This is a genomic window from Klebsiella sp. WP8-S18-ESBL-06 (genome assembly GCF_014169755.1).
Classification (GTDB): Bacteria; Pseudomonadota; Gammaproteobacteria; order Enterobacterales; family Enterobacteriaceae; genus Kluyvera; species Kluyvera ascorbata_B.
Genome location: NZ_AP022256.1, coordinates 4,878,617 through 4,892,512, shown reverse-complemented (window position 1 = coordinate 4,892,512; position 13,896 = coordinate 4,878,617). Strand labels below are relative to the sequence as shown.

Sequence of the window (13,896 nt, the reverse complement as noted above, 5' to 3'; positions counted from 1 at the left end):
ATTTGTCATTGTCGTCGTGGTAACGAGGTCTTCAATCACTGCTTAAAAGTGGCGGTGTTGCCGTGAAAAATATAAAGCGAAATCTGTGCCAACTTTTAAATCACCCCCAAAAGGCGTTATCATGCGCACCATAGTGCAAAATGGCTGCACCATGATAGTCTTTTTGCACCATTATAGTGCTTATACGCGAGCGTTGAGCACCATATTGGTGCAAATTGTGATTAGGTGCCCTTTTTATGCTCCGTGAAAGCGATCACAAAGAAACTCTGCGATACTTGTTTGCGGAGGATCTCTGTGATCCTGTTTTGTAGTGCGATTAATCCGTGTACAATAACGCGCTATTTCTAATGCCCGAGGCAAAGTTGTGATCGAAAATTTGCGTAACATCGCCATCATTGCTCACGTTGACCATGGTAAAACGACCCTGGTTGACAAGCTGCTGCAGCAATCCGGTACGTTCGACGAACGTGCTGAAACTCAAGAGCGTGTGATGGACTCCAACGATTTGGAGAAAGAGCGTGGGATTACCATCCTCGCAAAAAACACCGCTATCAAATGGAATGACTACCGTATCAACATCGTTGATACCCCGGGGCACGCCGACTTCGGTGGTGAAGTTGAGCGCGTTATGTCCATGGTTGACTCCGTGCTGCTGGTAGTTGATGCCTTCGATGGCCCGATGCCGCAAACGCGCTTCGTGACCAAAAAAGCATTTGCCCACGGCCTGAAACCGATTGTTGTTATCAACAAGGTTGACCGTCCGGGCGCGCGTCCTGACTGGGTTGTTGATCAGGTCTTCGACCTGTTCGTTAACCTCGACGCGACCGACGAACAGCTGGACTTCCCGATCATCTACGCTTCGGCGCTGAACGGTATTGCCGGTCTGGATCACGAAGACATGGCTGAAGACATGACCCCGCTGTATCAGGCGATTGTTGACCATGTACCGGCTCCGGACGTTGACCTTGACGGTCCGTTCCAGATGCAGATCTCCCAGCTGGACTACAACAACTACGTTGGCGTCATCGGTATCGGCCGCATCAAACGCGGTAAAGTGAAACCGAACCAGCAGATCACTATCATCGATAGCGAAGGCAAAACCCGTAACGGTAAAGTCGGTAAAGTCCTGACCCACCTGGGTCTGGAACGTATTGACAGCACCCTCGCGGAAGCGGGCGATATCATCGCGATCACCGGTCTGGGTGAGCTGAACATCTCCGACACCATCTGCGATCCGCAGAACGTCGAAGCGCTGCCGGCACTGTCCGTCGATGAGCCGACCGTTTCTATGTTCTTCTGCGTTAACACCTCTCCGTTCTGTGGTAAAGAAGGTAAATTCGTTACCTCTCGTCAGATCCTTGACCGCCTGAACAAAGAGCTGGTGCACAACGTAGCGCTGCGCGTTGACGAAACCGAAGACGCTGATGCGTTCCGCGTTTCTGGCCGTGGTGAACTGCACCTGTCCGTTCTGATTGAAAACATGCGTCGTGAAGGTTTCGAACTGGCGGTTTCCCGTCCGAAAGTTATCTTCCGTGAAATCGACGGCCGCAAACAAGAGCCGTACGAAAACGTCACGCTGGACGTCGAAGAGCAGCACCAGGGTTCTGTCATGCAGGCACTGGGCGAGCGTAAAGGCGACCTGAAAAACATGAATCCAGACGGTAAAGGTCGCGTACGTCTCGACTACGTGATCCCGAGCCGTGGTCTGATCGGCTTCCGTTCAGAGTTCATGACCATGACTTCCGGTACCGGTCTGCTGTACTCCACCTTCAGCCACTACGACGATATTCGTCAGGGTGAAGTGGGCCAGCGTCAGAATGGCGTACTGATCTCCAACGGCCAGGGTAAAGCAGTTGCGTTCGCACTGTTCAGCCTGCAGGACCGCGGTAAGCTGTTCCTGGGTCACGGTGCTGAAGTTTATGAAGGCCAGATCATCGGTATTCACAGCCGTTCTAACGACCTGACTGTAAACTGCCTGACCGGTAAGAAACTGACCAACATGCGCGCATCCGGTACGGATGAAGCTGTTGTTCTGGTTCCGCCAATTCGTATGACTCTGGAACAAGCTCTGGAATTCATCGATGATGACGAACTGGTTGAAGTGACGCCGCAGTCTATTCGTATCCGTAAACGTCACCTGACGGAAAACGATCGTCGTCGCGCAATGCGCGGTGCAAAAGAAGAGTAATCTCGCTTTTGTCACGACCTGAAACCCCGCCTTATGGCGGGGTTTTTCTTTTTGAAATAGAGAGCGTTTGTTCATAGTCAAAGCCCGACTTTCCCGCTAGAGTGAAATTTCCACGGCGCGAACGGAGGCAAAAATGCTCTATATCTTTGATTTAGGTAATGTGATTGTCGACATTGATTTCAACCGTGTTTTGGGCACGTGGAGCGATCTTGCCCGCGTACCGCTGGCCCGGCTGAAGCAGAACTTCACCATGGGGGAAGCATTTCACCAGCACGAACGCGGTGAAATATCTGATGAAGCTTTCGCAAAGGCAATGTGCCATGACATGGATTTGCCGCTCAGCTATGAACAGTTTGCTCACGGCTGGCAGGCGGTATTTGTTGAACTCCGTCCTGAAGTCATCGATATCATGAAAACGCTGCGGGAACAGGGGCATTGTGTGGTCGTACTCTCCAATACGAACGCGCTGCACACCACGTTCTGGCCGGATGAATATCCGCAAATCTATGCCGCTGCCGACCATGTTTATCTTTCTCAGGAGATGGGCATGCGTAAACCGGAAGCGCGTATTTATCAACGGGTACTTGAGCTGGAAGGTTTTTCTGCCGCCGATGCGGTCTTTTTTGACGATAACGCCGATAATATAGAGGGTGCTAACCAGTTGGGTATTACCAGCGTGCTGGTCACAGGGAGAGAAACCCTGCCCGACTATTTTATGAAGTCGTTATGTTAAAAACCGTTCATCAAAAATGTATTCATCATACCCGGCCGCTGGTGGCGTGGAGTAAATTCCTCTGGCGGCGTATCGAAGAAGATAATATGACGACGCTGGCGGGCAATCTGGCCTACGTGTCGTTGCTTTCGCTCGTGCCGCTGGTGGCGGTCATTTTTGCCCTGTTTGCGGCGTTCCCGATGTTTTCTGAAGTGAGTTTGCAGATTCGTCACTTCGTGTTTGCTAACTTTCTTCCCGCGACGGGCGACGTCATTCAGCGCTATATCGAGCAGTTCGTCGCCAACTCGAATCGCATGACCGCCGTGGGCGCCTGCGGGCTGATTGTTACCGCGCTGCTGCTGATGTATTCCATCGACAGCGCGCTGAATACCATCTGGCGCAGCAAGCGCGTACGGCCAAAAGTATATTCTTTTGCCGTTTACTGGATGATCCTTACGCTCGGGCCGCTGTTGGCCGGGGTCAGTCTGGCAATCAGCTCTTATTTACTGTCGCTGCGCTGGGCCAGCGAACTGCACGGCGTTATCGATAATGTGCTGCGCGTATTTCCGCTGCTGCTGTCCTGGCTCTCTTTCTGGCTGCTTTACAGCATCGTGCCAACGACCCAGGTACCGAACCGCGATGCGGTTATTGGGGCACTGGTCGCCGCGCTGCTGCACGAACTGGGTAAGAAGGCCTTCTCCCTGTACATCACCGCGTTCCCCTCGTACCAGCTGATTTATGGCGTGCTGGCGGTGATCCCCATTTTGTTTGTCTGGGTCTACTGGACGTGGTGTATCGTCTTGCTTGGCGCAGAAATAACTGTCACTCTCGGTGAATACCGAAAACTGAAAACAGAACAACAAGAAGCAGACGAACCATGATTGCATTAATTCAGCGCGTTACCCGCGCCAGCGTGAGCGTGGCGGATGAGGTCACGGGGGAAATAGGTCCAGGGCTACTGGTGCTCCTCGGCGTAGAGAAAGATGACGATGAACAGAAAGCGAATCGTCTGTGCGAGCGGGTGCTTGGCTACCGTATCTTCAGCGATGCCGAAGGTAAAATGAATCTGAACGTTCAGCAGGCAGGAGGCAGCGTGCTGGTGGTGTCACAGTTTACGCTGGCGGCCGATACTGAACGCGGTATGCGGCCGAGCTTTTCTAAAGGCGCTGCGCCGGACCGCGCTGAAGCGCTCTATGAGTACTTTGTGCAGCGCTGTCGCCAGCAGGAGATGCACACGCAAACGGGACGATTCGCTGCGGATATGCAGGTGTCGCTGGTCAATGATGGCCCCGTGACATTCTGGTTACAGGTATGAACCCACTTCCCGGTAGAACGCGGGGGGCAAAAGAGAGCGCGATTATGTACCATCTCCGAGTACCGCAAACGGCAGAAGAGTTAGACGAGTACTATCAGTTTCGCTGGGAAATGCTGCGTAAACCGCTGCACCAGCCAAAAGGCTCCGAACGCGACGCCTGGGATGCCATGGCGCACCATCAGATGGTGGTCGATGAACAGGGAAAGCTGGTCGCCGTCGGGCGGTTATACATTAATGCGGATAACGAAGCGTCTATCCGCTTTATGGCCGTACATCCCGACGTGCAGGATAAAGGGCTGGGAACGCTGATTGCGATGACCCTGGAGTCCGTTGCGCGTCAGGAAGGGGTTAAACGCGTCACCTGTAGCGCACGTGAAGATGCCGTGCCGTTCTTTTCCAAGCTAGGATTCAAGAACGAAGGGGAGATTACTACCCCGCAGACCACCCCCGTTCGCCATTTCCTGATGATTAAACCCGTTGCCTCGCTGGACGATATTCTGCACCGCGGCGACTGGTGTGCACAGCTACAGCAGGCCTGGTACGATCATATTCCGCTCAGCGAGAAGATGGGCGTGCGCATCCAGCAGTACACCGGGCAGAAATTCATTACCACCATGCCGGAAACTGGCAACCAGAACCCGCACCATACGCTGTTTGCTGGCAGCCTCTTTTCGCTGGCAACACTCACCGGCTGGGGGCTTATCTGGCTGATGCTGCGTGAGCGCCACCTGGGCGGCACTATTATTCTGGCCGATGCTCATATCCGCTATCGAAAACCTATCGCCGGTAAACCGACCGCCATTGCCGACCTCGGCTCGCTTAGCGGCGACCTGGACCGACTGGCCCGAGGACGCAAAGCGCGTGTGCAGATGCAGGTTGAGCTGTTCGGCGATGACACCCCCGGTGTGGTGTTCGAGGGGACCTATATCGTGCTGCCTGCGAAGCCATTCGGGTCGTACGAAGAAGGCGGTAACGAAGAGGAGTAGGGTATCTCCCAGCCTCGCTATCTTCAGTGGCCTGCCACCCTGCGGGCCACATCCTCCATTGCATCCCGCGCCGCCTGGCTCACGCCGCCAAGCTGGAAAAATCCGTGAATAACGCCATGATAGCGCAGGCAGGTGCAGGTTACGCCCTGTCGGGTTAGCCGTTCATACAGCGCCTCACCTTCATCGCGGAGCGGATCGTATTCGGCGGTAATGATATGCACCGGCGGAAGGCCGTTAAAATCGTCGCGCCAGAGTGGGCTAGCTTCCTGGTCCAGTGGATCGTTTCCCTGCAGATACATCTCAAAACCTGAAAGTAGCGTATCGCGAGTAATAATGTAGTCCTGGCCATTGCTGATGTAGCTGGCAAAGCTGGCGGTAGCGTCGAGCATTGGGTAAATCAGCATAAGCTTTGACGGCGTCCATGCCGCGTTGGCTTTTAGGCGTAGCGCGGTGACCAGTGCCAGATGGCCGCCAGCGCTATCGCCAGCGAGCGTGATATGCTGGCGGTCGATACCAAGCTGCTGAGCATATTTATAAACCAGGTTCGCGCCACGCTCGGCGTCATCGTGAGCGGCGGGGAAAGTGTGTTCTGGTGCCAGACGATACTGCACCGCAATCACCCGGCATCCACTGTGCCAGGCAAGCTGACGTAGCTGATTGTCGTGCGTGATAAACCCACCGCTGACAAAACAGCCGCCATGAAAGTAGAGAATGCAGGGGAGTGATGATGTTGAATTTAGCGGCGAAATGACGCGAAATGTCATCCCTTCCAGCACGATATCTTCTGATTTGACGCGAATCTCTTTCTCCCCTGCCAGCGCCGTGCTAGCAATATACCCCTTCCTCCGGTCATCAATATTCTGCTCGCGTGAAGAAGGGCGACCCGCCGCAATAAACTCAGCAACTAACTGCGCAATGCCGTTTTCCAATGCCATGATGATGTCCTTTTCGCTGTATAAACATGGGTCTTCCCTTGTTGTGGTGGCTGAAGGCATGATAATGGTGTATTTAATCGCCAGAGGTCACCGCCATGGACGAAAAGTCCCTCTACGCTCATATTCTCAACCTGTCCGATCCGTGGCAGGTAAAGTCCCTTTCTCTCGATGAAAATGCCGGTTCTGTTACTGTCACTATTGAGATCGCTGAAAACACCCGGCTAGCCTGTCCGACCTGCGGTAAATCCTGTTCTGTTCACGATCACCGTCATCGTAAATGGCGCCATCTTGATACCTGCCAGTTCACCACTATTGTTGAAGCCGATGTTCCACGAATTATGTGTCCGGAGCATGGCTGCCTGACGTTGCCTGTTCCGTGGGCTGGCCCCGGAAGCCGGTATACGTTGCTATTCGAATCGTTCGTTCTCTCATGGCTGAAAATCAGCACCGTTGATGCTGTCAGGAAGCAACTTAAGCTCAGTTGGAATGCGGTTGACGGCATTATGACCCGGGCAGTTAAGCGAGGTCTTGCCCGGATAAAAAAGCCATTATCCGCCCGTCATATGAATGTGGATGAGGTCGCCTTTAAAAAAGGACATCGTTACATAACGGTGATCTCCGATCGCGATGGTCGGGCGCTGGCCTTAACGGATGATCGCGGCACAGAGAGTCTTGCCGGCTATCTTCGCACGCTCACTGATGGGCAGTTGCTGGCTATCAAAACGCTCTCAATGGACATGAACGCGGGCTATATAAGAGCAGCGCGTATCCACTTACCCAGTGCGGTTGAGAAAATCGCCTTTGACCGCTTCCATGTGGCGAAGCAACTGGGCGAGGTAGTTGATAAAACCCGTCAGAATGAACATCCGCACCTCCCTGTTGAAAGCCGACACCAGGCAAAAGGAACCCGCTTCCTGTGGCAGTACAGCGATAAGTGGATGACCGAATCCCGGCAGGAAAAGCTGATGTGGCTGCGTGCACAGATGAAGCTGACGAGCCAGTGCTGGGCGCTGAAAGAGCTGGCAAAGGATATCTGGAACAGGCCATGGAGCGAGGAAAGACGGAGTGACTGGCAGAGATGGTTGGCGCTGGCGGCTAACAGTGACGTTCCCATGATGAAAAATGCCGCGAAAACGATAGGAAAAAGGCTGTACGGGATCCTGAATGCGATGCGACACAGTGTCTCAAACGGAAATGCGGAGGCACTTAACAGCAAGATCAGGCTGCTGAGGATAAAAGCCAGGGGATACCGAAACCGGGAGCGCTTTAAACTGGGGGTGATGTTCCACTACGGAAAGCTGAATATGGCGTTCTGAGCCTTCCCACCATGATCGGGGAAGACCCATAAACATACAGCTTTATAGCCTGGTTTATCGCGAATGGAAACGGGAAATTGGGTGGGGTAGTGATTGTGGATAGCGGCTCGCAAAAACGAACGATTTCTTAATTTCAGTCTATAACCATATTTAAAATGTGTGTATCTTGTTCGCTTATTGAGCATGGATGATATACTTGATGCATATATGAGCATGATGGTGGAAAGGGACATGGGCAGAATACTTCTCGATTTGTCGGACGAGGTGATTAAGCGCCTCGACATACTTAAACAGCAGCGAAATCTGCCTCGTGCGGAACTGCTGCGTGAAGCCGTTGAGCAATATCTTGAAAAGCAGAGTCAGGCTGAGCTCACTATTTCTGGCGCGCTTGGCATCTGGCAAGGGTGTGAAGAAGATGGCGTTGAGTATGAAAGAAAACTTCGGGAAGAGTGGCCGCGATGAAAAGACCCGTTCTTTTTGATACCAATATTTTAATCGATCTCTTCAGCGGGCGGATGGAGGCGAAGCGGGCGATGGATTCCTACCCTCCGCAACATGCGATAAGCCTGATCACCTGGATGGAGGTCATGATAGGGGCAAAGCGCTTTCATCAGGAGCAGCGAACGCGAATAGCCTTGAGCGCATTCGAAATTATTGGTGTGACAGAAGAAATTGCTGAGCAGAGTGTGAATCTACGGCAGGAGTACGGCATGAAGCTGCCCGATGCGATTATTCTGGCCACTGCGCATGTTCATCGCCGGGAACTGGTGACGCGTAATACAAAGGATTTTGCGAGGCTTCCGGGCGTGATTTTACCCTACGCGCTGTAAACCGGGCCAAAAACAGCCCGGTTTAACGCGGGAAATTACTCCCCTTCACCCGGGAACAGGAACGGGTTGATAGAACTACGGGCGAACCCTTCTTGTTCCATCCGCGCGTCCAGCACCAGTGAGGCGAGGTCGTCGGCTACGGCTTCCACTTTCGGGTCTTTTTCCTGATACAGAATCTTCAGGTAAGTCCCGCAGTCGCCGCAGCTTTCGGCTTTAATGGCCGCCTGCTCGTTATCCAGCGACCAATAGTGGAGGTCACGGCTCTGCTCGCAGTTGCTGCACTTCACGCGCACCACGTGCCACTCGGTTTCACACAGGTTGCAGTGCAGGTAGCGCAGCCCCTGGGTGGTGCCGATTTGCACCATGCTGGAAACCGGCATCGAACCGCATACCGGGCAGTACTGGCGTTGTTCGCCGTATTCCGCACGGGCTTTACCCGGAATGAGGCTGGCCATCTGCGCCCAGTACAGCGACAGCGCAGCCCAGATAAACGGCGCTTTATCGCTGCTGACGGAAGAGAAGTCAGAGGCAAACAGCGCGCTGGCCATTTGCTCCAGCTCCTGTTCGGAGGCTTTTTCCAGGTTCTCGATAACCGCCAGCGCCGGGCCGCTCATTTCCGGCTTCAGTTCGGCAATCATGGACTGCAGCAGCGTGTGCCAGTGCTTGTCGCGCGGCAGAACGTGAATATCCAGCGGCGGCTTGCCCTGGTCATTCGCTTCTTTGAGGCGCGCGGTGAGATCCATTTTCAGCGGGTGGTCGTACAGCACCACTTCCTGAGCGTGGGCAATCAGCGCGGCAAAGCGCAGGTAATCACCCAGCGGGTTGTTCTCTGCCAGCTCGCGCAGACGCTCTGCGCGGCGGTTGTAGAGGTTTTTGAGTCTGGGGAACAATAACGGCGGAATGACTTCCGCCGTACGTTTCTCGCTCGAACCCAGCTCATCTTGCGGGATTATGCGAATACTCATTCAGATGACTTTTCCTGTTTCTGGCGGACTTCACGGTACCAGCGCGGGTGATGTTTCTTCGCCCACGTTTTGGTAACCCATCCCTCCACCATCGCGGTAATGGTGCCTTTCACCCAAAGGGCGGCGTAGATATGCACCATGATAACCACAATTAACGCCACTGCGGCAAATGAATGCAGCATGAGCGCAAATCGGATCACCGGGATTGAGAAAGCAGGCGCAAAGTACGGACGCCAGATAATCACGCCGCTCACCAGCAGCAGCACCAGGAAGATAATCGCCGCCCAGAATACGCATTTCTGGCCGAAGTTATAACGCCCGGTGTCACCTACTTCCTCGTTGACGACGATCTTACGAATATTCTTCGCCCAAAAGATATCATCCCGATTGATTAGATTGTGGTGCCAATAGCGGAAAAACATGATGATAAACGACGCAAACATGATAACGCCGACAAACGGGTGCAGAATACGCGCCAGCTGTGGTGTGCCCATGATTTGCATTAACCAGTTGAAGGATGGGAAGAAAAATCCCAGCCCGCTTATCGCCGCCAGCATGAAGCAGAAGGCGGTGACCCAGTGGTTGATGCGTTCCGGCGCCGTATAGCGCACGATGGTGTCACGTCTTTTCATTTGCGCACCTCGTCGTCTTTTTCATGCAGATTGTCTTCTTCCTCTTCCGCACGGTTCGGACCGACCCCGACGTAGTGGAAGATGCTCGCGGCGAACGTAGCAGCAAAGCCGATAGCGGCCAGCGGTTTCCAGACGCCTTTCCAGAACTTCACGGTGGCGCTGATTTCCGGGTTTTCCGGCAGGCCGTGGTACAGGTTCGGCTTGTCGGCATGGTGCAGAACGTACATTACGTGTGTTCCGCCAACGCCCGCCGGATCGTACAGACCTGCGTTATCATAGCCACGGGTTTTCAGCTCGGCGACGCGCTCGCCCGCCAGCGTTTTCATATCCTCTTTGGAGCCAAAGTGGATAGCGCCGGTTGGGCACGTTTTCACGCAGGCCGGCTCTTGCCCGACGGTTACGCGATCGACGCATAGCGTACACTTGTAGACGCGGTTGTCTTCCGGGTTCAGTCGCGGCACGTTGAACGGACAGCCGGCGATGCAGTAGCCGCAGCCAATGCACTGTTCAGACTGGAAGTCGACGATGCCGTTGGCGTACTGAATGATTGCACCTTCCGACGGGCACGCCTTCAGGCAGCCCGGATCGGCACAGTGCATACAGCCGTCTTTGCGGATGAGCCATTCCAGTTTGTCGTTCTGTTCCACTTCCGAGAAACGCATCACCGTCCAGGATTTGGCGGTCAGATCGGCGGGGTTGTCGTACACCCCGACGTTGCTGCCGATTTCATCACGGATATCGTTCCACTCCGAACACGCCACCTGACAGGCCTTACAGCCGATACAGGTGGTGACGTCGATGAGCTTCGCCACCTCTTCCTGGTGATCCCGCGCCTGAGGCGCGGGGGTGAAACCGTTAGTGGCGGAACGACGGATAATGTCTTGCGATTGATAAGCCATAGGTCGTCTCCGTTACACCTTTTCCACGTTCACGAGGAAGGACTTAAATTCCGGCGTCTGCGTGTTCGCATCACCGACGAATGGCGTTAACGTGTTGGCAATAAAGCCTTTCTTCGCCACGCCTTCGTAGCCCCAGTGAATTGGAATACCGATGGTATCGATATCCTTGCCGTCTACTTTCAGCGTGCGGATACGCTTGGTCACCACCGCCTTGGCTTTAATATAGCCGCGGTTAGAGGAGACCTTCACGGTATCGCCATGGGCGATGCCGAGCTTATCTGCCAGCTTTTCACCGATTTCCACAAACTGTTCCGGCTGGGCGATGGCGTTAAGCAACGCATGCTTGGTCCAGTAGTGGAAGTGCTCGGTCAGACGATAAGTGGTGCCGACATACGGGAATTTCTCCGCTTTGCCCAACGCTTCCTTGTCGCCTTTAAAGATACGGGCGGCAGGGTTAGAAACCACGTTCGGGTGCAGTGGGTTAGTTCCCAGCGGTGTTTCAAACGGCTCGTAGTGTTCCGGGAACGGACCTTCGGCCATCTTATCGAGGGCGAACAGACGCCCCATCCCTTCCGGCTGCATGATGAACGGCCCGACGTTGCTGCCCGGCGCTGCGGTACTGTAGTCCGGAATGTCCACGCCGCCCCATTTCGCACCGTCCCATTTCAGGAGCTGGCGTTTTGGATCCCACGGGTTGCCCTGCGGGTCAGCGGAAGCACGGTTATAGAGAATACGGCGGTTAAGCGGCCAGGCCCAGGCCCAGCCCAGCGTGTTACCCAGGCCTGACGGGTCGGCGTTATCGCGACGCGCCATCTGGTTACCTTCCGGCGTCCAGCTACCGGCAAAGATCCAGCAGCCGCTAGCGGTCGTACCGTCATCGCGAAGCTGTGCGAACGAGCTCAGTTGCTGCCCTTTTTTGACGATAACCGCACCGGTCGCCGGGTCGATAATATCGGCCAGCGCTTTACCGTTGCTCTCCATCGCCACTTCCTCAGACGCAGGTTCTTCCGGCGTTGAGTAGTTCCAACTCATGTTGAGAACCTGCTCAGGAACCGGGCCGCCTTCTTCGGCGTACATCTTACGCAGGCGCAAGAAAATACCGGCCAGGATCTCACCGTCAGTCACCGCATCCCCCGGGGCATCGGCGCCTTTCCAGTGCCACTGCAGCCAGCGACCGGAGTTGACGATAGAACCGTTCTCCTCAGCGAAGCAGGTCGATGGCAGACGGAACACTTCCGTCTGAATTTTCGATGGATCGACATCGTTCGATTCACCGTGGTTCTGCCAGAAGGTTGATGTCTCGGTATTGAGCGGATCGATAGTCACCAGGAACTTCAGTTTCGACAGTGACGCGACGATCTTATTCTTGTTCGGGAATGAGGCGACCGGGTTAAAGCCCTGGCAGATATAGCCGTTGACCTTGCCCTGGTTCATCATCTCGAAGTACTGCAGCACGTCGTACCCTTTGTCCCACTTCGGCAGCCAGTCAAAGCCCCAGCTATTTTCCGCCGTTGCTTTATCACCGTAGAAGGTCTTCATCATTGAGACGAAGAATTTCGGGTAGTTGCCCCAGTAGTTCACCTGCCCGTCCAGCAGCGGTTTTGGCGTGTTGGCGGCGAGGTAGGTTTGCAGGTCGGCCTGTTTCTCGCTTGGCAGCGTCATATAGCCCGGCAGGCTTTGTGACAGCAGGCCCAGGTCAGTCAGGCCCTGAATGTTGGAGTGGCCGCGCAGGGCGTTCACGCCGCCGCCTGCCATCCCCATGTTGCCGAGCAGCAGCTGAATCATCGCCATGGTGCGAATGTTCTGCGCGCCGACGGAGTGCTGCGTCCAGCCCAATGCATACAGGAACGAGGCGGTTTTATCGTGAGCGCTGGTTTCTGCGATGTATTCACAGACTTTCAGGAAGTCCGCTTTCGGCGTACCGCAAATCTGCTCAACTACGTCAGGCGTATAGCGGGAAATATGCTGTTTCAGCAGGTTCCAGACGCAGCGCGGGTGGGTGAGGGTGGTATCGCGTTTGGCGTGACCGTTTTCGTCCAGCTCGTAGTTCCACGACGTTTTATCGTACTTACGGGCTTCCGGGTCATAGCCGCTGAACAGACCATCATCGAAGCTAAAATCTTCGCGCACGATAAGGCTGGCGTTGGTATAGGCCTCGGTGTATTCGCGGTTGAATTTTTCGTTATTCAGCAGGTACAGCATGACGCCTGACAGGAAAGTAATGTCAGTACCGGAGCGAATAGGGGCGTAGAAATCCGCCACTGATGCGGTTCGCGTAAAACGAGGATCGATCACAATCAGCTTCGCGCCGTTGTGAATTTTGGCTTCCATCGCCCAGCGGAACCCGACCGGGTGTGCTTCTGCGGCATTACCGCCCATCACCACGATGAGGTTGGCGTTCTTGATGTCGACCCAGTGGTTGGTCATCGCACCGCGACCAAATGTTGGAGCAAGACTTGCTACCGTTGGTCCGTGTCAGACACGCGCCTGGTTGTCGACCGCGAGCATACCCAGCGCGCGGGTGAATTTCTGCGTTAAAAAACCGGTTTCGTTACTGGATGCAGAGGCGCACAGCATACCGGTGGTCAGCCAACGGTTGACGGTGGTGCCGGCATCGTTTTTCTCAATAAAGTTGGCGTCACGGTCGGCTTTCATCAGCTTCGCGATGCGATCGAACGCGTCGTCCCAGCTGATTTTCTGCCATTTGTCGGAGCCTGGCGCGCGATATTCAGGATATTTTAAACGGCTTTCTGAATGGATAAAGTCCACCAGACCTGCGCCTTTCGGGCACAGCGCACCGCGGTTTACCGGGTGATCCGGATCCCCTTCGATGTGGAAAATTGAGGCCTTCGCGTTTTTTGCGCCGTCGCCGAGGCTATACATTAAAAGCCCACAGCCGACAGAGCAGTAAGTGCAGGTGTTACGGGTTTCACGGGTACGCAGCAATTTATACTGCCGTGTTTCCGCGAGTGCGATGCCTGGGGCAAAGCCCAGGGCTGCTGCCGTGGTTCCTGCCATACCGCCAGCGCAGATCTTAAAGAACTGCCTTCTGCTGACCTGCATGGTTAGCTCCTTGTTTCGACATTGTCATTGCTTGTAGTTGTTCTTCGCCAACGAG

The 13,896-nt window shown here is 54.6% G+C and carries 13 protein-coding genes; 8 read left to right on the top strand and 5 right to left on the bottom strand.

Going from position 1 to position 13,896, the window contains the following annotated elements:
* The first annotated feature begins 364 nt into the window (after positions 1 to 364).
* The 5 genes from typA (at position 365) to fabY (ending at position 5,201) form a co-directional block, all read left to right on the top strand.
* Positions 365 to 2,188, top strand: coding sequence for a ribosome-dependent GTPase TypA (gene typA / locus H7R76_RS23370; protein ID WP_106929270.1), 1,824 nt, complete (start codon positions 365 to 367; stop codon positions 2,186 to 2,188).
* Positions 2,189 to 2,321: 133 nt separating this feature from the next.
* Positions 2,322 to 2,921 (top strand): glucose-1-phosphatase, encoded by a 600-nt coding sequence (gene yihX, locus H7R76_RS23365; RefSeq protein ID WP_182966615.1) that lies wholly within the window; start codon positions 2,322 to 2,324, stop codon positions 2,919 to 2,921.
* Complete coding sequence (locus tag H7R76_RS23360; RefSeq protein WP_106929274.1) at positions 2,915 to 3,781, top strand: virulence factor BrkB family protein; 867 nt, start codon at positions 2,915 to 2,917, stop codon at positions 3,779 to 3,781. The genes yihX and H7R76_RS23360 overlap by 7 nt, the downstream gene beginning before the upstream one ends.
* Positions 3,778 to 4,215, top strand: coding sequence for a D-aminoacyl-tRNA deacylase (gene dtd, locus H7R76_RS23355; RefSeq protein WP_106929276.1), 438 nt, complete (start codon positions 3,778 to 3,780; stop codon positions 4,213 to 4,215). Before H7R76_RS23360 ends, dtd begins: the two co-directional genes overlap by 4 nt.
* 44 nt (positions 4,216 to 4,259) lie before the next feature.
* Entirely contained in the window at positions 4,260 to 5,201 is a 942-nt protein-coding gene (fabY, locus tag H7R76_RS23350) for a fatty acid biosynthesis protein FabY (RefSeq protein ID WP_181358030.1), read from the top strand.
* Positions 5,202 to 5,224: 23 nt separating this feature from the next.
* Here fabY and H7R76_RS23345 read toward each other — a convergent pair whose 3' ends face one another.
* A complete protein-coding gene (locus tag H7R76_RS23345; RefSeq protein ID WP_182966613.1) occupies positions 5,225 to 6,136 on the bottom strand; it encodes an alpha/beta hydrolase in 912 nt (303 codons plus the stop codon).
* A 95-nt stretch (positions 6,137 to 6,231) separates the two neighbouring features.
* Here H7R76_RS23345 and H7R76_RS23340 point away from each other — a divergent pair, with 95 nt between their 5' ends.
* The 3 genes from H7R76_RS23340 to H7R76_RS23330 all read left to right on the top strand — a co-directional run bounded on the left by H7R76_RS23340 (position 6,232) and on the right by H7R76_RS23330 (position 8,282).
* A complete protein-coding gene (locus H7R76_RS23340; protein ID WP_000343760.1) occupies positions 6,232 to 7,452 on the top strand; it encodes an ISL3-like element ISKox3 family transposase in 1,221 nt (406 codons plus the stop codon).
* A 213-nt stretch (positions 7,453 to 7,665) separates the two neighbouring features.
* Positions 7,666 to 7,914 (top strand): ribbon-helix-helix domain-containing protein, encoded by a 249-nt coding sequence (locus H7R76_RS23335; protein ID WP_182968073.1) that lies wholly within the window; start codon positions 7,666 to 7,668, stop codon positions 7,912 to 7,914.
* On the top strand, positions 7,911 to 8,282 hold the full coding sequence (locus H7R76_RS23330; protein ID WP_106929282.1) for a type II toxin-antitoxin system VapC family toxin: 372 nt from the start codon (positions 7,911 to 7,913) through the stop codon (positions 8,280 to 8,282). The genes H7R76_RS23335 and H7R76_RS23330 overlap by 4 nt, the downstream gene beginning before the upstream one ends.
* A 35-nt stretch (positions 8,283 to 8,317) precedes the next feature.
* Here the strand turns inward: H7R76_RS23330 and fdhE are convergent, their stop codons facing one another.
* Genes fdhE through fdnG form a run of 4 tightly spaced genes read right to left on the bottom strand, consistent with a single transcriptional unit; the run spans position 8,318 to position 13,841 of the window.
* On the bottom strand, positions 8,318 to 9,247 hold the full coding sequence (fdhE, locus tag H7R76_RS23325) for a formate dehydrogenase accessory protein FdhE (RefSeq protein WP_106929284.1): 930 nt from the start codon (positions 9,245 to 9,247) through the stop codon (positions 8,318 to 8,320).
* A complete protein-coding gene (fdoI, locus tag H7R76_RS23320) occupies positions 9,244 to 9,879 on the bottom strand; it encodes a formate dehydrogenase cytochrome b556 subunit (RefSeq protein WP_006179126.1) in 636 nt (211 codons plus the stop codon). The genes fdhE and fdoI overlap by 4 nt, the downstream gene beginning before the upstream one ends.
* Entirely contained in the window at positions 9,876 to 10,778 is a 903-nt protein-coding gene (gene fdxH / locus H7R76_RS23315; protein ID WP_106929286.1) for a formate dehydrogenase subunit beta, read from the bottom strand. Before fdxH ends, fdoI begins: the two co-directional genes overlap by 4 nt.
* A 12-nt stretch (positions 10,779 to 10,790) precedes the next feature.
* Positions 10,791 to 13,841 carry a formate dehydrogenase-N subunit alpha gene (fdnG, locus tag H7R76_RS23310; RefSeq protein WP_182929733.1) on the bottom strand — a complete coding sequence of 1,017 codons (3,051 nt, stop codon included), beginning with the start codon at positions 13,839 to 13,841 and terminating at the stop codon, positions 10,791 to 10,793.
* Between the last annotated feature and the right edge of the window lie 55 nt (positions 13,842 to 13,896).

Excerpts from the sequence above, each read along its gene's own strand:
- fabY (WP_181358030.1), top strand. The coding sequence starts at position 4,260 with ATGTACCATCTCCGAGTACCGCAAACGGCAGAAGAGTTAGACGAGTAC.
- H7R76_RS23335 (WP_182968073.1), top strand. The coding sequence starts at position 7,666 with ATGATGGTGGAAAGGGACATGGGCAGAATACTTCTCGATTTGTCGGAC.
- fdoI (WP_006179126.1), bottom strand. The coding sequence starts at position 9,879 with ATGAAAAGACGTGACACCATCGTGCGCTATACGGCGCCGGAACGCATC.
- H7R76_RS23360 (WP_106929274.1), top strand. The coding sequence starts at position 2,915 with ATGTTAAAAACCGTTCATCAAAAATGTATTCATCATACCCGGCCGCTG.
- dtd (WP_106929276.1), top strand. The coding sequence starts at position 3,778 with ATGATTGCATTAATTCAGCGCGTTACCCGCGCCAGCGTGAGCGTGGCG.
- H7R76_RS23345 (WP_182966613.1), bottom strand. The coding sequence starts at position 6,136 with ATGGCATTGGAAAACGGCATTGCGCAGTTAGTTGCTGAGTTTATTGCG.
- yihX (WP_182966615.1), top strand. The coding sequence starts at position 2,322 with ATGCTCTATATCTTTGATTTAGGTAATGTGATTGTCGACATTGATTTC.
- fdhE (WP_106929284.1), bottom strand. The coding sequence starts at position 9,247 with ATGAGTATTCGCATAATCCCGCAAGATGAGCTGGGTTCGAGCGAGAAA.
- H7R76_RS23330 (WP_106929282.1), top strand. The coding sequence starts at position 7,911 with ATGAAAAGACCCGTTCTTTTTGATACCAATATTTTAATCGATCTCTTC.
- fdxH (WP_106929286.1), bottom strand. The coding sequence starts at position 10,778 with ATGGCTTATCAATCGCAAGACATTATCCGTCGTTCCGCCACTAACGGT.
- H7R76_RS23340 (WP_000343760.1), top strand. The coding sequence starts at position 6,232 with ATGGACGAAAAGTCCCTCTACGCTCATATTCTCAACCTGTCCGATCCG.